We start from the raw sequence: 20518 nt of genomic DNA, 5'->3' as shown, positions 1-20518 counted from the left end.
ACGATGCCCAGGCCCGAACGGCCGCTGAACTCCGAGGACAGCGCCCTGTTGCGGTTCGCGGCCGATCTGCGGCGCCTGCGGGAGAAGGCGGGCAGCCCCACCTACCGCCAGCTGGCCAAGCTGGCGCACTACTCCACGGCGGCGCTGTCGGAGGCCGCCGCGGGGCGGCGGCTGCCCACCCTGCCGGTGACCCTGGCCTACGTGCGGGCCTGCGGCGGGGACGAGCAGGAGTGGGAGGCCCGCTGGCGCGAGCTCAGCGGGGACGTGCCCGCGGCCGCGCTCACCGAGACCGCGCCGTACGTGGGGCTCGCGGCGTTCCGCGCGGAGGAGGCCGACCGGTTCTTCGGGCGGGAGCGGGTGGTCGAGTCCCTGCTGGCCAGGGTGGGGGAGCGGCGGTTCCTGGGCTTGTTCGGGGCCTCGGGCTCGGGCAAGACCTCCGTGCTGCGCGCGGGCCTGATCGCGGAGCTGACCGAGCGGGGCGCGCCGGTGCTGGCGTTCACCCCGGGGGCGCGCCCGCTGGAGGAGTGCGCCGTGCGGCTGGCGGCACTGACCGGGCAGTCCTTCGGCGTGCTGGGCGCCGAGCTGGCCGCCGACCCGGGCAACCTGCACCTGGTGGTCCGGCAGTTCCTGCTCGAGCAGCGGCCGGAGATCGACCTGGTGCTGGTGGTGGACCAGTTCGAGGAGGTCTTCACGCTCTGCCAGGACCCGGCCGAGCGCGCGGGCTTCATCGCCGCACTGGTGCGGGCCGCGGGCGAGCCCACCAGCCGGACACGGGTGGTACTGGGCGCGCGGGCGGACTTCTTCGGCCACTGCGGGCAGTACCCGGAGCTGGTCGAGGCGCTCGCCGACGGCCAGGTGCTGCTGGGCGCGCTGGCCCCCGAGGAGCTGCGCCAGGTCATCACCCGCCCCGCGGTGCGGGTGGGATGCACGGTGGAGACCGCGCTGGTGGCGCGGATCATGGCCGACGCGGCGGGCCAGCCCGCGGTGCTGCCGATGGTCTCGCACGCCCTGCTGGAGACCTGGCGCCGCCGCCAGGGCATCACGCTCACCCTCGCCGGCTACGAGGCGACCGGCGGCATCGCGCACGCCATCGCCCGCACCGCCGAGCAGACCTTCGAGCAGCTCTCGCCCGAGCAGCGCGAGGTGGCGCGGGGGATCTTCCTGCGGCTGGTCGCGCCCGGCGAGGGCACGGAGGACACCGCGCGCCGGATCACCCTGGACGAGCTGGACGAGCAGGCCAGACCGGTGCTGGACCGGCTGGCGGTGGCCCGGTTGATCACGCTGGACGAGAACACCGTGCAGGTGGCGCACGAGGCGCTGATCCGCTGCTGGCCCCGGTTGCGCGGCTGGGTCGGGGACAACCGCCAGGGGCTGCGCACCCATCGGCACCTCACCGAGGCCACCGCGGGCTGGGAGTCGTTGCACCGCGATCCCGGCACGCTCTACCGCGGCGCGCGGCTGGCCATTGCCCGGGCCTGGGCTCAGGCCAACCCGCGGCTGCTCACCGGGCGGGAACGCACCTTCCTGGACGCCAGCATCGCGGCCGAGGACGCCGAGCAGGCCTCGGCCCGCTCGCACACCGCGCGGCTGCGCGTGTTCGTGGCCATGCTGTCCTGCCTGCTGCTGGTGGCCTCCACAGCGGTGTTCGTCGCGATCCGCGCCCAGCAGACCACCGCCGAGCAACGCAACCGCGCCATCGCGCAGAAGGTGCTCGGGCAGGCCGCTCAGCTGCGCCCTGGCAACCCGGCGCTGTCGGCGCAACTGGACCTGGCCGCCTACCGGCTCGACCCCACCCCGGACGCGCGCGACGCCGTGCTGAGTGCCTTCACCGCGCCCTACGCGTCCGGGCTCGTCGGCCACACGGGCATGGTGCGCGCCGTGGCGTACAGCCCGGACGGCCACACCCTGGCCAGCGGGGACGACGTGAAGTCGGTGCGGCTGTGGCGGGTCGCCGACCCGGACCACCCCCAGCAGCTGGCCGTGCTGCCCGAGGCCACGGCCGGGATCGCCGCGCTGGCCTGGAGCGCGGACGGCCACCTGCTCGCGGTGGGCGCCAACGACGGGTCGGTGCGGCTGTGGGAGGTCACCGACCCGGCGCACCCCCGTCAGCTGTCGAGGTTCACCACGAAGACAACTTTGTTGTACGCCTTGGCCTTCAGCCCGAACAGCCACCTGCTGGCCACCGGCGGCAGCGGCACCCAGGACGACGCGGCGCAGTTGTGGGACCTCACCGACCCGACGCACCCCGGCCCGCTGGGGGCGCTGTCCGGCCAAGGCGGGGTGGTCAGGTCCCTGGCCTTCAGCACGGACGGCCGCACGCTGGCCACCGGCACGGACCCGGTCAGCCCCCAGGACGTGCACAACGTGTTCCTCTGGGACGTCGGCGATCCGCGTGTTCCCCGGCTGCAATCCCCGTTGGCCGACCAGGGGTGCGACGCGTACGCGGTGGAGTTCAGCCCGGACGGCAAGTACCTGGCCACGGGCGAGCTGGACAACTCCGTGCGGGTGTGGGCCCTGTCCGGCTCGGGCCGCCCGCGGCAGGTCTACGCCTTCCCCGGGCACACCGACGTGGTGCGCGCGCTGGCCTGGACACCGGACAGCCACACGCTGGCCTCCGGCAGTGACGACGGCAAGGTCCGGTTCTGGCACATCCCCTTCGGCGGCGCGGCGGACACCAGCGCCGAGGTGCCCACCGGCAGCGCGGTGAGTTCGCTGGGGTTCAGCGCCGACGGGCGGATCCTGGCCGTCGCCTCGCACGACCGCACGATCAGGCTGGAGCAGGTCGCCGACCAGGTGCACCCGTGGCGGGCCGACACCCCGATGGGCACGGTGCAGTTCAGCCCGGACGGGCAGTTGCTCGTGGGCCTGACCGGGGGTGGCGGGGTGCAGGTGCGCGACCTCGGCAAGCCGGGCAGCGCACCGGTGATGCTCAAGCCGGACACCGGGCAGTGGACCTTTGACGCGCTGGCGGCCCTGGCCTTCCGCGGCCACACCCTGGACTTCCTCACCGACCAGGGCACGGGCGTGGCGATCAGGAGCTGGCCGGACGGCGACCCGGCGCGGGCCGTGCAGGGCGAGCCGGTCACCCTGGGCCGGGCCGAGGGCGTGCAGCTGTCCGCGTTCAGCGCCAACGGGAAACTGCTCGCCGTGACGAACCGGGAAGCAGGCGCGACCGTCACCCTCGTGGACAGCGCCGATCCCGCGCACCCACGCCGGGTCGGCGCGCTCACCGGGTTGACCAGCCGGTCGCTGTCCGCGGCGTTCAGCCACGACGGCACCCTGCTGGCCGTCGGCGGGGACGACAGCACCGTGAGCCTGTGGGACATCTCGCGCCCGGCCACCCCGCGCAGGCTCGCCACCGTGCCCTCGCACACCGTGGGCACGGTCAACGCGGCCGCCTTCGGCCCCGACGAGCACACGCTGGTGACCTCGGGTCCGGACAACACCATGCTGCTGTGGGACCTCACCAACCCGGCCTCGCCGAAGCGGACCGGCACGCTCGCCGGGCACGCCGACACGGTGTACGGCATCGTGTTCAGCCCGGACGGCCACCTGGCGGCCACCTCCAGTGCCGACCGCTCCGTGCGCTTGTGGGACGTGACCGATCCGCGCGCCCCGGTCGAGGCGGGCACGATCTCCGGTCTCACCGGGGCGGTGTACGGGATCGCGTTCAGCCCCAACGGTCACACGGTGGCCACCGGCGGCGCGGACCACACCACGCGGCTGTGGGAGGCTGACGTGCAGCACGCCGCCGCCCGCATCTGCGCGCTGGCCCGCCCCGGCCTGAGCCGCGCCGAGTGGGACACCTACCTGCCCGGTGTGGACTACTCGCCGCCGTGCTGATCTTTGCTGCGCCGCAAGGACTTCCACGATCGGAGCAACCCGGTCGCGGTGGTCGCACGTCCGGGTGACCTTCGGCCTACGGCCGCACCCGTTGTGGCTTACTGGCTGGACAGGACAACGGAGAGGCGGTCAGTGCAGCATGTCCGTGATGTCTCGTCCACTCACCCCGCTCGCAGCCGACGACCTGGCGCAACGGGCTGCCACCCTGGTGGCGGACATGAGAGCTGCTCCCACGGGCGAGTTGTCCGCCCTGCTCGGCGGGGACCCCGGCCTGGCTCCGCAACAGGCGTCCAGCCTGCTGTTCCTGTCCGAGCAACCCACCACCCTGGGCATGTCCGCGGCCAGGCTGCCGCTGCTGCTCGCGGGCAGGCCGGGGGAGCCGCCGCCGCTTGCCGAGCCCGAGCCCGAGGACTCCGAGGAGGTCCCGGAGCTGTTCTGCCCCGGCCCGGTGCGGGACAACCCCGCGCTGGGTGAGGAGGTCAACGAGCGCATGGTGGAGTGGGCCGCGCAGGTGGGCATCTACGACGGGCGGCTGGAGCACCTGCGGTCCTGCGGGTTCGGGCGGCTGATGATGCTCACGCACCCGGGCACCGAGGACCCGGACCGGTTGCTGGCGGCCACCAAGGTGGTCGTGGCGGAGTGGGCCTCCGACGACTACTACCTGGACGAGGCGGAGATGGGCGCCGACCCGGAGATGACGGCCGCCCGCTTCGGCGTGCTCTACGGGGTGGTGGACCCGGTGGCCCTGCCCCAGCGCTACCGGCACGAGCTCGACCGGTTCATCAAGGAGGAACCGATCGCGCTGGCCTTCCGCAGCGGCATGGAACACCTCGCCCGGTACACGACGGTGCCGCAGATGGCCAGGTTCCAGCACCAGATGGCGATCCTGTTCACCGCACTGGACCAGAACGCGAGTTGGCGGCACACCGGCAGGCGCCCCAGGGTGTGGGAGTACCTGATGCACCGCTCGCACAACAGCTACCTGCCGCCGATGATCCTGGTCGACGTGGTGGCCGGGTACGAGCTGCCCGCCCAGGAGTTCTTCCACCCGCAGGTGCGCAGGGCGTACAGCATGGCGGGCACAGCGGCGGTGCTGCTCAACGACCTGCACTCGATGGACAAGGAGGCCGATGACGACATCAGCCTGCCGATCGCGCTCATGGAGGAGGAGGGCTGCTCGCGGCAGCAGGCCGTCAAGCGCACGGTGGAGATCCACAACGAGCTGATGCGCGGCTTCGTCGCCGAGGCCGCGGCGCTGAGCCTGACGGGTTCCCCGATGCTGCACCGCTTCCTGGCCGACACCTGGGCCTGGTGCGGCGGCAGCCGGGAGTGGCACGCCACCAGCAGGCGCTACCACGCCACCACCGCGGCCTGACCGCGGAAACACATCAGGGGCGGTGCGAGTGATCCTCGCACCGCCCCTGGCGTGTGTGGTCAGACCCGGTCCGCGGCGATGAGCAGGTAGTGGAAGCTGCCCTCACGGTAGGCGGTCAGGAACGGGTCCTCGATGCCGGTGGCCACCGAGGACTTGGCGCGCAGCTCCCAGTACGGGATGGTGGCAGCGGTCAGGTCGGTGACGGCGATGGGCACGAGGTTGTTGGCCTGCATGGCCTTGAAGTACTCGCTGCGCGGGTGGATGTTGCAGATGTAGTGCTGGTCGATCTGGCTGACGGCGCGGGAGCGGCCCCCGGTGAGGTCGTTGTAGCAGCCGGTGATCGTCACATAGCGCCCGCCCTGAACGAGTTGGCGGGCGTGTTCGGCGAACAACTCGTGCAGGTCCACGTACATGGTGCTCTCGTTGTTCCAGATGGCCCTGCGGGAAGCCGACTCGAACCCGGTGTCGAGCATGTTGCGGAAGTGGTACCGGACCCGGTCGTCGACCCCGCGCTTGCGGGCCTGCTCGTTGGCGAAGTCCACCTGTTGCTGGGAGATGGACACCCCGTCGACCTCGCAGCCGAAGCGCAGGTTCGCCATGATGCTGGTGCCGCCGCGCCCGCACCCGGCGTCCAGCAGCGCGTCCTCGGGGCCGACCTGGCCCAGGTGGTCCAGCAGCACCTCGGCCTGCGCGGTCTCCAGCCGGTGCATCTCGGCGATGATCCGTTCGTCCCTGGTGCTCTCCGGACCCTCCAGCACCGAGGGGTCGTAGTCACCGAGCCCGTAGTGGTGGTGGTACAGGCCGTCGACATCGCCCAGGCGCAGGTTGACCGGGTCCTTCTCGTTGTTCCAGTAGGACGCGATCGAGCGCTGGTAGGGGGTGCGCAGGACGGGCTGGTCCGTAGTGGTCATGTGCAGGAACTCCTTCAGTCCGGTGTGGTCACCCGAGCTGGACATCGTCGAGCACGCCGAGCGCGCTGGGCACCAGCACGGCGGCGGAGTAGTAGGTGCTGACCAGGTAGGAGATGATCGCCTTCTCGCTGATCCCCATGAACCGCACGGAAAGACCGGGCTCGCGCTCCTCGGCGAGGCCGACCTGCCGCAGGCCGATCACCCCGTCGTCGTCCACGCCGGTGCGCAGTGCCAGCACCGAGGAGGTGTTGTGCCCGGTGATCGGGATCTTGTCGCAGGGCAGGATCGGCACGCCTCGCCAGGACTGCACCTGGTGGCCCTGGTAGTCGACTGTGGGCGGGTACAGCCGCCGGGCCGTGCACTGCCTGCGGATCGCGGCGATCGTCCTGGGGTGGGCCAGGAAGAACCGCGTCTTGCGGCGGCGGGCCAGCAGCTCGTCCATGTCCTCAGGGGTGGGCGGACCCGTGCGCGGGTGCACGCGCTGCTTGGGGTCCACGTTGTGCAGCAGCCCGAAGTCGCGGTTGTTGACGATCTCGTGTTCCTGGCGCTCGCGCAGGGCCTCGATGGTCAGCCGCAACTGCTGCTCGGTCTGGTTCATCGGCTCGTTGTAGAGATCGGCCACCCGGGAGTGCACCCGCAGCACCGTCTGCGCGAGGCTGAGTTCGTACTCCCGCGGGAACTCCTCGTAGTCCACGAACGTGCCCGGCAGGGTCGGTTCGCCGGTGTGGCCCGCCGACAGCTCGATCGCGGCCTCGCCGTGCTTGTTCTGCGCCTGCGCGCCACGTTCGCGGAACCCTCGCAGGTGCGCGCGCAGCGCGGGGGACTGGTCGACCACCGCGTGGAAGTCCTGTATGGACAAGGTCAGCACGGTGCACCGCGTGCTCGCACGAGCGGTGTACGGCCAGGTGCCCGGCTGGTCGGTCAGCACCTGCTCGCCGAGATGGTCCCCGTCGGCGAGCGTGCCCAGCGCGGTCTGGTCCCCGTACTTGCCCGCGCCGGTTTTGTCCACGCGACCGTGCGCGATCAGCACGAGCTGGTCGGCGGCACGTCCCGACTCCACCACGAGATCCCCGGCCGACAGGTCGTGCTGGGTGAACCGGTTCGCCAGGGTGCTGAGCACCTCGCTGTCGTCGAACCCGCGCAGCGCGGCCACCTCGCCCAGCTCGGCGGGGATCACCCGTACCTGGGCGCCGGTACGGACGAACTCGATGCATCCGTCGCCGACGGTGTAGGTGAGTCGGCGGTTGACCCGGTAGGTACCGCCCTGGATGTCCTCCCAGGGCAGGGCGCGCAGTAGCCAGCGCGGGCTGATGCCCTGCATCTGGGGCGCGGTCTTGGTTGTGGTGGCCAGGTTCCGCGCCGCGGCGGTGCCCAGGCTCTGCGCGGACTGCCGGCTGTCGAGGGTCTCGGTCACGACTCGGAACTCCGTCTCAGTCGGTGCGGCCCAGTTCGACGTCCTCCAGGATCGCCAGCGCGTCGGGCACCAGCACGGCGGCCGAGAAGTAGGCGCTGACCAGGTAGGAGATGATCGCCTTCTCGCTGATTCCCATGAACCGCACGGAAAGCCCCGGCTTGTACTCGTCGGGGATCGCGGTGGGCTGCAGGCCGATCACGCCCTGGCCCTCCTGACCGGTCCGCATCAGGATGATCGAGGAGGTGGCCTGCTCGGTGACCGGGATCTTGTTGCACGGCAACAGGGGAATACCGCGCCAGGCGGGGACCTGGTGGCCGTTGAACTCGGCCGTGTCCGGGTAGATGCCCGCCCTGGTGCAGGCGGTGGCGAACGCGACGATGGTCTTGGGGTGGGCGAGGAAGACCGAGGGGTCCTTCCACACCTTGGACAGCAGCTCGTCCATGTCGTCGGGGGTGGGCGGGCCGGACCGGGTGGGGATGCGCTGGCTGAAGTCGGCGTTGTGCAACAGCCCGAAGTCCCGGCTGTTGACCATCTCGTGCTCCTGGCGCTCGCGCAGGGCCTCGATGGTCAGCCGCAACTGCTGCTCGGTCTGGTTCATCGGCTCGTTGTAGAGATCGGCCACCCTCGAGTGCACCCGCAGCACCGTCTGCGCCACCGACAGCTCGTACTCCCGCGGCGCGGAGTCGTAGTCCACGAAGGTGCCCGGCAGGTCCGGCTCACCGGTGTGGCCCGCCGACATCTCGATCGAGGCCTCGCCGTGCTCGTCGGTGCCCAGCGCGGCGTTGGCCTGGAACATCACCAGCTGCTCACGCAGCGCCTCGGAGGAGGTGGACACCTCCTGGAACGCCGCGCGGGACAGGGTCAGCACGGTGGTGCTGGTCGCCGCCTTCGCGGTGAACTCCCACGCCCCCTCGGTCTCCACCAGGTTGCGGTCGCCGAAGTAGTCCCCGTCGGCCAGGGTGCCCAGCACGGTCTCGTCCCCGTACTTGCCCGCACCGACCTTGCTGACCTTGCCGTGCGCGATCAGCACGACCTGGTCGGCGGCCTGCCCGGCCGCCACGATGGTCTCCCCCGCGCTGAACTCGCGCTGGGTGAACCGCCCGGCCAGCGCGGTCAGCACCGCCATGTCCTCGAAGCCGCGCAGGATCGACAGCTCGCCCAGCTCGGCGGGGATCACCCGCACTTCGGCGCCGGTGGCCACGAACTCGATGCGCCCGTCACCCACCGTGTAGCTCAGCCGCCGGTTCACCCGGTACACGCCACCGTTGACCTGCACCCAGGGCAGCACCCGCAGCAGCCAGCGCGAGGTGATCCCCTGCATCTGGGGGACCGACTTGGTGGTGGTCGACAGGTTCCGCGCGGCGGCGGTCCCCAGGCTCAGCTGGGACTGACTCTCGGTGCCGACACCCGGTTCCAAGGTCTCCGTCACGACCAACAGCTCCTCATGAATTGGGCACAGCGGATGACCGCCGCGAAGAAGGCGAGGTGAATTGCGAAATTGCTGCCGAGAAATTCATGTCAACCATTGCCGGGCAACCACGAAGCTAGCATCGGAATTGTTCGACCGACAGTCGCCCGGAGGAGTGAAGGGATTGTGGCTCGCGATTATCGGCGGAATTCGAGCTGCTTCACCCTTGATGGTGACGGGGTGGTACTCGCAGTGCGTGGGGCCAGCTCTGTGCTGCTCCGAGCGGGTGTACCAGTTTCACGGTGGTGTCCGTCCGGCCCGATCGGCTCAACCGTGCCCCCGCAGGAGAAAACGACAGGTCCTCGCGCCTTTTGATCAATTCGCGGAGTTCGCGTAACTGCTGGTCGCTGACTACTCGCCCCCGCGCGCGGAGCGGGGGCGCGGGGCACGGCCGGGCGGCTGCTCGAGGTGTTCCTGTGGCGGGCAGGGCGGGATGGGCAGTTCGACCTTGCCGCCGGGGTCGAGCAGCACACGCCGCCCGTGGTGGGTGATCGCCAGTGACCGCTCGCCCTCGTACAGGTACTCGGCCCGCTGCGGGCGGATCCGGACACTGAGCCGCCCACCGCCCAGCCGCAGGCAGAACGTGATCCGGGTCAGCGCCGGGGGCAGCCGGGGCGCCAGGCGCGGGCAGCTGCCGTCCTGCCGCAGGCCGCCGAACCCAGCCACCAGCGCGGTCCAGGCCCCGGCCAGCGAGGCGATGTGCAGGCCGTCGGAGGTGTTGTGCTCCAGGTCGGCGATGTCCATCAGCGCGGCCTCGGCCAGGTAGTCGTGGGCCAGTTCCAACTGGCCCACCTCGGCGGCGACCACCGCCTGCACGCAGGCCGACAGCGAGGAGTCGCGCACGGTGATGCGCTCGTAGTAGGCGAAGTCCCTGGCCTTCTGCGCCTGCTCGAACTCCTCGGGGCACTGCATGATCGCCAGCACCAGGTCGGCCTGCTTGCAGACCTGCTTGCGGTACAGGTCGAAGTAGGGGTTGTGCAGCATCAGCGGGTAGCCGTGCTCGGGCGTGGCCGCGAAGTCCCACGCCTGGTGCCGGGTGAAGCCCTCCGCCTGCGGGTGCACGCCCAGCACCTCGTCGTAGGGCACCACCACCGCCAGCGCCGCGTCCCGCCAGGCGGCGGCCTCCTCCTCGTCCACCGACAGCTCGCGCGCCCGGTCCGGGAAGCGGCGCACGTACTCGTAGGCGGCCAGCAGGTTCTTCTTGGCCATGAGGTTGGTGTAGACGTTGTTGTCGGCCAAGGCGCTGTACTCGTCGGGACCGGTGACCCCGTCGATGCTGAAGCCGCCCTCGTTGTCGTGGTGGCCCAGGGAGCGCCACAGCCGGGCGGTCTGCACCAGCAGCTCGATGCCCGTGGTCCGCGCGAACTTCTCGTCCCCGCTGGCCCAGACGTAGCGGGTGACCGCGGCGGCGATGCCCGCGTTGATGTGGAACGCGGCCGTGCCCGCTGGCCAGTAACCGGAGCACTCGGCGCCGGTGATGGTCCGCCACGGGAAGGCCGCCCCGGACATGCCCAGCTGCGCGGCGCGGTCCAACGCCAGCGGTAGCGTGTCGTGCCGCCAGCGCAGCGCGTGCGCCACGGCCTCCGGGAAGGTGTAGGTCAGCACCGGCTGCACGAACATCTCGCTGTCCCAGAACGAGTGCCCGTCGTAGCCGGGACCGGTCAGCCCCTTGGCGGGGATGGCCCTGCGCTCGGCCCGCGCCCCGGCCTGCAACACGTGGTACAGCCCGAACCGGACCGCCTGCTGCACCTCCGCGTCGCCCTCCACCTCCACGTCGGCGTCGGACCAGAACCGGTCCAGGAACGCGCGCTGCTCGGCGAGCAGCCCGTCCCAGCCGGTCTGCACGGCGGTGGTCAGCGCGGCGTCGGCCTGGTCGCGCAGGGCGGGCACGGAGCGGCGGCTGGACCAGCCGTAGGCCACGAACTTCACCAGCCGCAGGGTCCTGCCGGGTTGGAGCAGCGTGGCCCAGGTGACCCGCCCCAGGTCCGGCGAACTCTCCGCGTGCGTCTCGAGCCCCGCGGGCGCGAGCACCACGTGGTCCATGGCGGCGGCCACGCCCAGCCCGCTGCGGTCCACCCGGTGCACCAGCCCCACCCGTGCGCCGAAGGCCGCGTGCTCCTGGGCCACCAGCGGGCGGTCGAGCACCGCGGCCGAGCGCGGGTCGGCGGACTGCGAGGGCATCGCCTCGTTGGCGATCAGTTCGGACTGCACCACGACGCGCGCCGGGTCGTCCACGGCCCGCACCTCGTAGCAGATCGCGGCGATGGCCCGCTGGGTGAACGACACCAGCCGGGTGGAGCGCACCCGCACGGTCTGCCCGGCGGGGGAGACCCAGTCCACCTCGCGGCGCAGCACCCCGGCGCGGAAGTCCAGCACCCGCTCGTGCCGCGTGGTGTCGCCGTAGCGCAGGTCCAGCGGCTCGTCGTCCACCAGCAGCCGGATCACCTTGCCGTTGGTGACGTTGATGACCGTCTGCCCCGACTCGGGATAGCCGTAGGCGCTCTCGGCGTGCGGCAGCGGCCGGATCTCGTGCACCCCGTTGAGGTAGCTGCCCGGCAGCGCGTGCGGCTCGCCCTCGTCCAGGTTGCCGCGCCAGCCGATGTGCCCGTTGGACAACGCGAACAGGGACTCCGCCTGCGCGTGGTGCTCCTCGAGCATGGCGTGCTCGCGCAGGCACCACGGGTCCACCGCGAACGCCTCGTGCGGGATCATGACCGGCTCACCAACTCCGCGAGGTCCCGCACGACCACGTCCGCCCCGTGCCTGCGCAACTGCTCGGCCTCACCGGTGCGGTCGACCCCGACCACGTAGCCGAAGTGCCCGGCCCGGCCCGCCTCGACCCCGGCCAGCGCGTCCTCGAACACCACGGCCCGATCCGCGGGCACCCCGAGTTCCTCGGCCGCTGCCAGGAAAGTGTCCGGTGCGGGCTTGCCCTTCAGGTGGCGCTCCTTGAGCGTGTTCCCGTCCACGCGCACGCTGAAGTAGTCCGCGATGCCCGCGGCGTCCAGCACCGCCTGGCAGTTCGCGTTGGAGGACACGACAGCGCAGGGCAGCCCCGCCTCGCGCGCGGCCTCCAGGTACCGTCGCGAACCCTCGTAGGCCCGCACCCCGTCCTGCTCGATCAGCCGCAGCACCAGGTCGTTCTTGCGGTCGCCGATCTCCCGCACCTGCTCCTCGTCCAGGTGGAACCCGCGCGCTTCGAGGAAGGCCCGCACCCCGTCGGCGCGGGGCTTGCCGTCCACGTACTCCTCGTAGTCGTGCACGGGATCGAAGGGTTCGCCGCGGCCGTCGAGGAACTCGTCGAACACCTGTTGCCACGCCTTGGCGTGCACAACAGCCGTTTTGGTCAGCACACCGTCCAGATCGAACAGCAGCGCGGCCGTGTTCGCGGGGACACCCAGCTCGTTGCGTTCCACCACACCTGGCTACCCGTGCCCGCGCCGTGCCAACCGCAGGTTCAGCCGGGCAGGTTCGGGTACCCGAACGACATGGTTTCCCGAACCCTGGAGATCGAACGCAAGTACGAGATGCCGAAGGCCGCGGAGCTGCCGCAGGTCCCGGGCACCGTCCGGCACGGGCCGGACGAGCTGGTGCTGGACGCGATCTACCACGACACCGCCGACCTGCGGCTGGCCAGGGCGGGCATCACCCTGCGCCGCCGCACCGGTGGCGAGGACGCCGGTTGGCACCTCAAGCTCGGCGTGGACACCGAGCACCGCACCGAACTGCGTGAACCGCTGCGTAAGAAGCTGCCCGAGTCGCTGGCCGAGGCCGTGCGCGGCTACACGCGGGGTGCGGCGCTGGCCCCGGTGGCGCACATCCGCACGCACCGGCAGCGCTGGACCCTCAGCGGGAAGTCAGGCCGCGCGCTGGCCGAGGTCGTGGTGGACGACGTGTCCGCGCAGACCCTGGGTGAGTCGGCCACGCTGATGGGCTGGCGCGAGGTCGAGGTGGAACTGCTCGGGGGCGACCCGGGCCTGCTCGACCGGATCGGCTCCGCGCTGGCCGAGGCGGGCATCGAACGTTCGTCCGCACCGGCGAAGTTGACGCGCGTGCTCGGCGACCGGTTGCCGACCCGCGTCATCCGCAAGCCGAAGACCGCGGGCGAGGTCGTGCTGGCCTACCTGCGCGCCCAGGTGGCGACGATCGCCGCGCAGGACGTGCGCGTGCGACTGTCGGAGGAGGACTCGGTCCACCAGATGCGCGTGGCCACCCGGCGTGCTCGCAGTGCGCTGCAAGCCTTCCGCAAGGTCGTGCCGGGGCAGCGCGTGCTGATCGGCGAACTGCGCTGGCTCGGCGCCGTGCTGGGCGAGTCGCGGGACCGCGAGGTGCTGCTGGAGCGGTTCACCGAGCAGGTCTCCGCACTGCCCGACGAGCTGGTGCTCGGCGGGGTGCGCGGGCGGCTCACCGAGCACTTCACCAGCCGCCCGCCGGAGTTGGCGGGCGACCGGTACTTCGCGCTCCGGGACGCCCTGGACCGGTTGGTGGCCGACCCGCCCACCCCACCGCTGGCCGGCCGCCCCGCGGCCAAGGTGCTGATCCCGTTGGTGCGCAAGGCATGGCGGCGCGTCGAACGGGCCCGTCGCGGAGGGGACAAGTCGCTGCACGACGTGCGCAAGGCCGCCAAGCGGTTCCGGTACGCCGCCGAGACAGTCGTGCCCGCGGTTGGCAAGCCCGCGGAGAAGTCCGTGCGCAGGGCCAAGTCCGTGCAGAAGCTGCTCGGTGAGCACCAGGACACCGTTGCGGCGCGCGGAGAACTGCGGACACTGGGTGTGCAGGCGCACCTGGGTGGGGACAACGGCTTCACCTACGGCCTGCTGCACGCCGCCGAGGCTCAGCGCGCCGAGCAGGTCGAGGCCGAGTTCCCGGCCGTGTGGCGCAAGGCCGCCAAGCCGAAGCGCCTGCGGTGGTTGAAGCGAGGAGAACTCTCATGAGTACCAAGCGAAAGCCGACCCGCGCCGAGTACGAGCGGGGTCTCTACGGCTACCACGACCCGACCGCCGAACTGGGTGGGGCCGCGCCTACCGTGAGCGCGCTGACCCCGCGTATCTGGCTTGCCTCGATCGGCATGGTGCTGTGTGTGGCCGCCGCCGTGTTCGCGCTGTGGCTCGGCGTGGTCTGGGCCGGTGTGCTGCTCGTGGTGCTGGCCGCCACGGCGCTGGTGGACCTGTGCTGGGTCGTGCACCGCAAGCGCCGTGGCGAGCCTGGTTGATCCTCAGCTGTGCAGGTTCGCCCCGTAGAGCTCGGTCAACGCGGTCCAGTGGCGCTCGGCGGCGTCGACGTCATACGTTGGGTTGTCCGCCACGGCGAACCCGTGCGCGGCCGGGTAGGTCGCGATGGTGTGCCGCACCCCGGCGCTGACCAGGGCCTGCTCCAGTCGCTCGAACTGCTCGGCCGGGAACGAGCTGTCGTTCTCGGCCGCGGCCACGTGCAGTGCGGCGCGGATCCGGTCGGCCAGCAGGTGTGGGCTGTCCGGATCCTCGGCGGCGGCGAGGTGGCCACCGTGGAACGAGGCGGCGGCCGCGATCCGCTCCGGGTGGTGCCCGGCCGCGGTCAGCGACATGCGGCCACCCATGCAGTACCCGGTGGTGCCGACCTTCGTCCCGGCCACCTCGGGGCGGTCGGCGAGGAAATCGAGGAACGCCGCGGTGTCGCGCACGACCCGCTCCGTGGTCAAGGTCGCCATGAGCTCACCAAGGCGCTTGCGCTCGTCCGGGTCGCCGAACGCCGTGGCGAGGTCGAACGGGGCGTACTCGGTTCGGTAGTACACGTTGGGCAGCAGCACGGCGTAGCCCAGCCCCGCGAGCCGGTCCGCCATCGCTGAGAAGGTCTCCCGCACGCCGCCCGCGTCCGGGTAGAGAATGACTGCTGGCCAGCTGCCGCTGCTCGACGGCGTGTGCAGTGTCGCGGCGCAGGCGCCGTCCTCGGTGTTGATCGTGACCTGGGTGCTGGGCATGGTGCACACGTTATCGATCACGGTTGGGGTGGGCGCCGGGTATCGCTCATGGCGAAACGAGGTCCGAGCGGGACTCGCGCCGCAGGCGGGGGCGCTTCTCAGGCCGGGAGTCGCGTGCGGGTGGCCGGAACTCGCGCTCCGCTGGGCGGGATTCGTGTGTGGGTCGCCGGGACTCGTGCTTCCGAGCCTGGGACTCGTGCTCCTCAGAGCGGGATTCGCGTGCTGGTGGCCGGGAGTCGCGGTCCCGGGCGCGGGATTCGCGCTTCTCAGGCCGGGACTCGCACGCCCCAGAGCGGGAGTCGTGCTCCTCAGGCTGGGACTCGCGCCCCGCTGGCCGGGATTCGCGCTCGCCAGGCCGGGACTCGCGCTCCTCAGAGCGGGACTCGCGTCCCCGAGCCCGGGGCTCGCGCTCGCCAGCGCGGGACTCGCGCCCCCCAGGCCGGGACTCGCTGGGTGGGGTTACCAGTGGGCGGGGCGGGTCAGGGTGGGCGGCAGGCGGGTCGCCGAGTCCCCGCGGGCGGCGTTGACCTGCGACTGGGTGAGGAAGATCGCCGCGGACAGATCGGCCCCGGGTACGGCGGTGTCCCGCAGGTCCGCGCCGATCAGGTCGGCCAGCCGCAGGTCCGCCCCGCTGAGGTCGGCGCCGATCAGGTAGGCCCCGCGCAGGTTGGCGCCCCGCAGGTCGGCGCCGCGCAGCCGGGCGCCGATCAGGTCGGCGCCCCGCCGGTCCTTGCGCTTGCCGCGCACGCCGGAGCGGACGAGTTCGCTGGTGCGCAGCAGCACGGTGTTGACCTGCTGGCGGTGTGCTGCCACGTCGAGGGCCAGCAGCTGCTCAGGGCTTTGCCTGGTGAGGTCCTCGGTGCGGGTCAGCAGGTCGGCCACCTCGCGGTGCACGGGCTTGGCGGCGGGCAGGGTCAGGGCCTCGGCCAGGTACCAGAGCAGTTCGTGCAGCTGGCGCATGACGGGCAGCACGGCGAACATGCTGGCCGCGGTCTCGGGGGCCTGGCGCCAGTCGCGGGCGCCGAAGGTCACCTGCGAGACCTTCTGGCCCGCGCCGAAGCAGTCGTACACCGTGCAGCCCTGGAAGCCCTTGGGCCGCAACTGCTGGTGGATGCCGCAGCGGAAGTCCTGCCGCAGGTTCGGGCAGGGCGTGCCCACGTCCTTGCTGATGGCGAAGTCGGCGGAGGCGGTGAACGCCAGGCCCACGCAGCACAGGGCGAAGCAGTTCGAACAGTCGGAGGTCAGCCCCAGGTCTTTCCTGTCACGCACCCGCGGAGCCTAGCCGCTGTTCGCGGACGTGCTGGGCGTGCCGGGGCGGGTAGCCGTACTTCTGCAGGCGCACGTCACAGGACTCGGTCATGTACGACAGCGAGTAGTAGACGCTGACGATCACGCCGAGGCCGGTGGCCATCAGCACCACCCACAGCGGGCCGCGCAGCAGCGTGAAGAACACGAACAGCGCCAGCAGCGCGGGCAGGATCTGCACCACCGCGCGCAGCAGGTGCCGCAGCGCCCAGGTCCGGCAGGTGACGTCGTGCAGCACCCACTCCCGGCACCGCTGGGGCAACCGGCCGCCGTAGACGTACCAGATCCACTGCACAGGGTTGGGCCGCATGGGTCGATCGTACACCAATCGTTGGTGCACAAATCATTGGTACGATCTGTGACGTGACTGACGTGGACGCCGACCCCCTGGCGCTGGAACGGCAGGTGTGCTTCGCCCTGTCGGTGGCCTCGCGCAGCGTGCTGGCCGTGTACCGGCCGCTGCTGGAACCGATGGGCCTGACCCACCCGCAGTACCTGGTGATGCTGGCGCTGTGGGAGGACTCCCCGCTGTCGGTGCGCGATCTGAGCGGGCTGCTGCAACTGGACCCGGGCACGCTGTCCCCGCTGCTCAAGCGGCTGGAGGCGGCCGGTTACGTGCGCCGCGAGCGGGACCGCCAGGACGAGCGGCTGCTGGCCGTCACCCTGACCGAGTCCGGTCGTGCGCTGCGGGCCCAGGCCGAGCGCATCCCGCCCGCGATCGTGGCGCGGCTCGGTATGGGGCTGGACGAGTTGATGCGCCTGCACGGGGACCTGATGCGGGTCATCAACGCGGCCACCGAGGCCGTGCGGAACGAGCGCGATCAGCCCCGCTGAAGGGTGCCGATGACCTCGCGGGCTGGCTCACCTCCTGCCAGTCAGCTCCAGCAGGACGCGCACGGCCTGGGGCAGCGAGTCGAGGGTCCGTACGGCCTCGGGAACCGCAACGGACTGCCAGCCGGGACCGGCGACCAGCACGAGCATGCCGTACCCGTCGAGCAGGTCCGCCAGCGGCACCTGCTCGGCTTGCTCGGCGCCGTGCGCCCAGACGACGGTCAACTGCGGGCGCAGCTTGTCGACGGCCTGGAGCAGGGCCTGCGCTGGCACGCGGGCCCCGAGGCTGCGCGTGGGACAGCCCCGCTCGGCCAGCGCCGCAGCCAGCACGTCCAGTGGCAGGGTGTGCAGTTCCTCCGGTGCGCAGGCCAGCAGCGCGGGCAGCCTGCCCCGCTCCGGTGGGTCGGGGACCTGCCGCAGCGCGTGCAGCACGCTCGCGCTGGCCATGTGCTCCACCTCGATGCCCGCGCCCGATTCGCCGACCTTGCGGCCCAGTTCGATCAGCACCGGCATGAAGACCTGCTGCCAGGCGGGCACCACGCCGTGCCGCGCGATCAGGTCCGTGGCCAGCACGCGCATGCGCGGCGCGTCCAGTCGTGCCGCTGCCCTGGCGAACCCGCGCGCCTCGGCCGCGTGCGAGCCCACCGCCACGGCCTGGCCGCCACCGCCGTCGCGCGGGCGTTCGGGCACCGGCTGCCCCAGCGCGCTCGCCGCCGCGGCGGCCGGGGTGAGCCCCTGCGCGGTCAGTTCCACCATGCGTCGTAGGCGATCGGCGTCCACATCGGTGTACCGGCGGTGCTTGCCCTGCTCGCGGGTGCTCGGACCGAGCCCGTAGCGGCGGTCCCAGGTGCGCAGGGTGGTCGGCGAGACGCCCAGCATGCGCGCCAGCGCGCCGGGGCTCCACTCCGCCATCCGACTCCGCCTCCCACCTCGGTCCGGACACGATAGCGGGACACCCGGCGCCGGATGATCAGCTCGCGTTGTCCGGTGTGGCGACCCAGCCTAGAATCGATTCGAAATCGGTTCAACTGGCGGATCGGAGCTGTTCTGGTGACCGACACCGAGGTGGTCGTGGTTGGCGCGGGGCTGGCCGGGCTGGCCGCGGCCATCGGCCTGACCGGCGCGGGGCGGTCGGTGCGGCTGGTCGAGGCCGCCGAGGAGGTGGGCGGCCGGGTGCGCACCGACCTGCTCGACGGCTTCCGGCTGGACCGCGGCTTCCAGGTGCTCAACCCGGCCTACCCCGCCGTGCGCGACCTGGTCGATCTGCCCGCACTGCGCCCGGGCCGGTTCCTGCGCGCGCTGCGTGTCCGCGACGGGGACCACGTCCACCTGCTGCGCCTGCGCTCCGCGCTCCAGTTCCCCGTCCGCGACCTCGCCGCGCTGGCGGCCCTGTCCGCCCGCGACCTCCTGCTGCCCGGTCGGTGGATCGCCACCGCCGAGGACCGCGACACCCTGGGTGAGTTGTACTGCGCCGGTCTGTCCCGGGCCACCACGGAGCGGATCCTGCGGCCGTTCCTCAGCGGAGTGCTGCTCGACGCCGACCTGGCCACGTCCTCGCGGGCGTTCCACCTGATCTGGCGCGCCTTCCTGCGGGCCGCCCCGGTGCTGCCCGACACCGGCATGGCCGCGCTGCCGCGCCAACTCGCCGACCGGCTGCCTCGCGGCACGCTGGTCACCGGCACACCCGTGCGGCACGTGCGACCCGACTCGGTGCACCTCGCCGACGGACGCCGCCTGTCCTGCCGGGCTGTCGTGGTGGCCACCGACGGGTCCACCGCCGCGAGCCTGCTGCCCGGTGTGCGGGAACCGGGCTGGCGCAGCGTCACCACCCTGTACTACCGGGCCGACCAACCGCCTCTGCGCCTGCCGGTGATCACCGTGGACGCCGCGCGCGGGCCCGTGGTCAACACCCTGGTGCCCAGCCAGGTCGCACCGGGTTACGCGCCAGCCGGGTCCAGCCTGATCAGCGCCTCTGTGCTGGGCGGCGCCGACGAGCACGCCGTGCGCGCCCACCTCGCCCAGCTCTACGGCACCGACACCAGCCGCTGGGAGCTGCTCGCCGTCTACCCGGTGCCACGCGCCGTGCCCGCCATGACGCCCACCCACCCGGTGCGGCGGCCCGTTCGCGTGCGGCCCGGGCTGTACGTGTGCGGGGACCACCGGGACACCAGCTCCATCCAGGGCGCGCTGGTGTCCGGGCGGCGCACGGCCCGGCAGGTGCTCGCCGATTTGTGAGGTCCCGGCGCGGCCGGAAAAATCCCGGAAGAAATCTTCGGGGGAGATGTCGATCCCGCGCTCGCCCGTTCGACGCAGTGGTGAGAGGCGGGGAGCGACCCCGCCCCGCGACCGAGGAGTCACCATGCCGCGCTTCATGACGCTGATCCGCATCGACGAGAAGAACGTGCCCGAGGGCGGCCCCAGCCCCGAGCTCCACCAGCGCATGGACGCACTGTTCGAGGAGATCACCAAGGCCGGGGTCATGCTGGAGACCAACGGTCTGCGGCCCACCGCCGAGGGGGTTCGGGTCACCTGGTCGGGCGGCCAGCTCAGCCGCACCGACGGGCCCTTCACCGAGAGCAAGGAGGTCATCGGCGGGTACTCGATCGTCCAGGCCGAGAACATGGCCGAGGCGATCAAGTGGGCCGAGCGTTTCCTGGCCGTGCACGAGGACTACTGGACGATCACCGCCGAGGTCAGGCAGCTCGCCGGGGAGTGACCCACCCACCGGGGTCAGGCGCCGTGGCACGACCCGCGCGCCTGCCCCGGGGGCTGCTGGATCCTTGCTGGGCTCGCGGCGTCCCGTCCCTGATCTGGAAGGATCCACGCGACGGACCTCAGGCGGCCTGCTTGGTGGTACACACCTCATCCAGCAGTTCGACGAGCTTGCTGGGCTGGTCGATCATTGCGTCGTGGCCGCTGTGCAGCTCGAAGGAGCGCCAGCCAGCAGACTCGTCGACTCGGGACATGTCGGCCCACGGTCCGTGGTCCTGTCCGGTGACACAGCGGATGTAGACCTGTTCGACACCGTCGTTCCAGCCGTCCGGCAGGTGCAGTGGCGTGGTGACCGTGGCGTACGGGTGCGGGGTCAGCCGACGCTGCACCCAGGCCAGGTCCTCGCCGTGGACACCCATCGCGGCCGCGTCGCCCGGCATGATCACGCCCACGCCGTCGATCACCGTGCGCATCTCGGGGAGGTGGTCGCCGAAGGGGGTCACGGTGATGATGCTGTCGCCGTCGACTGGCACCGGGCTGTCCAGACAGATCAGTCGGCGCACGGCCGGGTGCCGCAGCCGGGCGGTGACGCCGGCCGCGACCATGCCACCGAAGCTGTGCCCGACCAGCGTCACGCCGGTCAGTTCCTCCGACTCGATCATCGCCAGGACGTCGGTGATGTGCGTGTTCAGGTCGACGTCCG

17 protein-coding genes are annotated in these 20518 nt (G+C 71.8%); 7 read left to right on the top strand and 10 right to left on the bottom strand.

All coding sequences use genetic code 11. The annotated features are described in order from the left end of the window. Positions 1-3: 3 nt before the first annotated feature. A complete protein-coding gene (locus KALB_RS22745) occupies positions 4-3843 on the top strand; it encodes an nSTAND1 domain-containing NTPase (RefSeq protein ID WP_052360480.1) in 3840 nt (1279 codons plus the stop codon). A gap of 148 nt (positions 3844-3991) precedes the next feature. Further along, a complete protein-coding gene (locus tag KALB_RS22740) occupies positions 3992-5218 on the top strand; it encodes a family 2 encapsulin nanocompartment cargo protein terpene cyclase (RefSeq protein WP_030108908.1) in 1227 nt (408 codons plus the stop codon). A 59-nt stretch (positions 5219-5277) separates the two neighbouring features. Here the strand turns inward: KALB_RS22740 and KALB_RS22735 are convergent, their stop codons facing one another. The 5 genes from KALB_RS22735 to KALB_RS22715 form a co-directional block, all read right to left on the bottom strand. Next, positions 5278-6129, bottom strand: coding sequence for a geranyl diphosphate 2-C-methyltransferase (locus KALB_RS22735; protein ID WP_025358013.1), 852 nt, complete (start codon positions 6127-6129; stop codon positions 5278-5280). A gap of 28 nt (positions 6130-6157) precedes the next feature. Then, positions 6158-7543 carry a family 2B encapsulin nanocompartment shell protein gene (locus KALB_RS22730; RefSeq protein WP_025358012.1) on the bottom strand — a complete coding sequence of 462 codons (1386 nt, stop codon included), beginning with the start codon at positions 7541-7543 and terminating at the stop codon, positions 6158-6160. Between the two features lie 16 nt (positions 7544-7559). Continuing rightward, positions 7560-8978 carry a family 2B encapsulin nanocompartment shell protein gene (locus KALB_RS22725; protein WP_025358011.1) on the bottom strand — a complete coding sequence of 473 codons (1419 nt, stop codon included), beginning with the start codon at positions 8976-8978 and terminating at the stop codon, positions 7560-7562. A gap of 384 nt (positions 8979-9362) precedes the next feature. Then, the gene (locus KALB_RS22720; protein WP_025358010.1) at positions 9363-11723 is read right to left on the bottom strand and encodes a glycoside hydrolase family 65 protein; all 2361 of its coding nucleotides are present in this window, start codon (positions 11721-11723) and stop codon (positions 9363-9365) included. Next, on the bottom strand, positions 11720-12427 hold the full coding sequence (locus KALB_RS22715) for an HAD family hydrolase (RefSeq protein ID WP_030109259.1): 708 nt from the start codon (positions 12425-12427) through the stop codon (positions 11720-11722). The genes KALB_RS22720 and KALB_RS22715 overlap by 4 nt, the downstream gene beginning before the upstream one ends. Positions 12428-12499: 72 nt before the next feature. Between KALB_RS22715 and KALB_RS22710 the strand changes: the two genes are divergently transcribed. Next, a complete protein-coding gene (locus tag KALB_RS22710) occupies positions 12500-13945 on the top strand; it encodes a CYTH and CHAD domain-containing protein (RefSeq protein ID WP_025358008.1) in 1446 nt (481 codons plus the stop codon). Continuing rightward, complete coding sequence (locus tag KALB_RS22705) at positions 13942-14223, top strand: hypothetical protein (RefSeq protein ID WP_025358007.1); 282 nt, start codon at positions 13942-13944, stop codon at positions 14221-14223. Before KALB_RS22710 ends, KALB_RS22705 begins: the two co-directional genes overlap by 4 nt. Before the next feature lie 3 nt (positions 14224-14226). Here KALB_RS22705 and KALB_RS22700 read toward each other — a convergent pair whose 3' ends face one another. The 3 genes from KALB_RS22700 to KALB_RS22690 all read right to left on the bottom strand — a co-directional run bounded on the left by KALB_RS22700 (position 14227) and on the right by KALB_RS22690 (position 16582). Then, positions 14227-14967 carry a dienelactone hydrolase family protein gene (locus tag KALB_RS22700; protein ID WP_025358006.1) on the bottom strand — a complete coding sequence of 247 codons (741 nt, stop codon included), beginning with the start codon at positions 14965-14967 and terminating at the stop codon, positions 14227-14229. Positions 14968-15426: 459 nt separating this feature from the next. Next, positions 15427-16236, bottom strand: coding sequence for a pentapeptide repeat-containing protein (locus KALB_RS22695; protein WP_025358005.1), 810 nt, complete (start codon positions 16234-16236; stop codon positions 15427-15429). Next, positions 16229-16582, bottom strand: coding sequence for a DUF5313 family protein (locus KALB_RS22690; protein WP_025358004.1), 354 nt, complete (start codon positions 16580-16582; stop codon positions 16229-16231). The genes KALB_RS22695 and KALB_RS22690 overlap by 8 nt, the downstream gene beginning before the upstream one ends. Before the next feature lie 53 nt (positions 16583-16635). Between KALB_RS22690 and KALB_RS22685 the strand changes: the two genes are divergently transcribed. After that, a complete protein-coding gene (locus KALB_RS22685) occupies positions 16636-17106 on the top strand; it encodes a MarR family winged helix-turn-helix transcriptional regulator (RefSeq protein ID WP_030109894.1) in 471 nt (156 codons plus the stop codon). 27 nt (positions 17107-17133) lie between these two features. Here KALB_RS22685 and KALB_RS22680 read toward each other — a convergent pair whose 3' ends face one another. Beyond that, positions 17134-18015: a MerR family transcriptional regulator gene (locus tag KALB_RS22680; protein ID WP_025358002.1), complete on the bottom strand. Its 882-nt coding sequence runs from the start codon at positions 18013-18015 to the stop codon at positions 17134-17136. Between the two features lie 138 nt (positions 18016-18153). On the opposite strand from KALB_RS22680, the gene KALB_RS22675 reads away from it, so the two are divergent. Beyond that, positions 18154-19338: an NAD(P)/FAD-dependent oxidoreductase gene (locus KALB_RS22675; RefSeq protein WP_042220682.1), complete on the top strand. Its 1185-nt coding sequence runs from the start codon at positions 18154-18156 to the stop codon at positions 19336-19338. A 124-nt stretch (positions 19339-19462) separates the two neighbouring features. Then, positions 19463-19819, top strand: a complete 357-nt coding sequence (locus tag KALB_RS22670) for a YciI family protein (protein ID WP_025358000.1) — start codon at positions 19463-19465, stop codon at positions 19817-19819. A gap of 118 nt (positions 19820-19937) precedes the next feature. Here KALB_RS22670 and KALB_RS22665 read toward each other — a convergent pair whose 3' ends face one another. Continuing rightward, on the bottom strand, positions 19938-20507 hold the full coding sequence (locus KALB_RS22665) for an alpha/beta hydrolase (protein ID WP_236650377.1): 570 nt from the start codon (positions 20505-20507) through the stop codon (positions 19938-19940). Positions 20508-20518 lie beyond the last annotated feature (11 nt).

The organism is Kutzneria viridogrisea DSM 43870, from assembly GCF_000525635.1.
GTDB lineage: Bacteria > Actinomycetota > Actinomycetes > Mycobacteriales > Pseudonocardiaceae > Kutzneria > Kutzneria viridogrisea.
This window is presented reverse-complemented; position numbering and strand designations above follow the sequence as displayed.

What these genes read in the sequence shown, in the direction of transcription:
- KALB_RS22745 (WP_052360480.1), top strand. Translation starts at nt 4, where the DNA reads ATGCCCAGGCCCGAACGGCCGCTGAACTCCGAGGACAGCGCCCTGTTG.
- KALB_RS22740 (WP_030108908.1), top strand. Translation starts at nt 3,992, where the DNA reads ATGTCTCGTCCACTCACCCCGCTCGCAGCCGACGACCTGGCGCAACGG.
- KALB_RS22735 (WP_025358013.1), bottom strand. Translation starts at nt 6,129, where the DNA reads ATGACCACTACGGACCAGCCCGTCCTGCGCACCCCCTACCAGCGCTCG.
- KALB_RS22720 (WP_025358010.1), bottom strand. Translation starts at nt 11,723, where the DNA reads ATGATCCCGCACGAGGCGTTCGCGGTGGACCCGTGGTGCCTGCGCGAG.
- KALB_RS22710 (WP_025358008.1), top strand. Translation starts at nt 12,500, where the DNA reads ATGGTTTCCCGAACCCTGGAGATCGAACGCAAGTACGAGATGCCGAAG.
- KALB_RS22705 (WP_025358007.1), top strand. Translation starts at nt 13,942, where the DNA reads ATGAGTACCAAGCGAAAGCCGACCCGCGCCGAGTACGAGCGGGGTCTC.
- KALB_RS22700 (WP_025358006.1), bottom strand. Translation starts at nt 14,967, where the DNA reads ATGCCCAGCACCCAGGTCACGATCAACACCGAGGACGGCGCCTGCGCC.
- KALB_RS22690 (WP_025358004.1), bottom strand. Translation starts at nt 16,582, where the DNA reads ATGCGGCCCAACCCTGTGCAGTGGATCTGGTACGTCTACGGCGGCCGG.
- KALB_RS22680 (WP_025358002.1), bottom strand. Translation starts at nt 18,015, where the DNA reads ATGGCGGAGTGGAGCCCCGGCGCGCTGGCGCGCATGCTGGGCGTCTCG.
- KALB_RS22670 (WP_025358000.1), top strand. Translation starts at nt 19,463, where the DNA reads ATGCCGCGCTTCATGACGCTGATCCGCATCGACGAGAAGAACGTGCCC.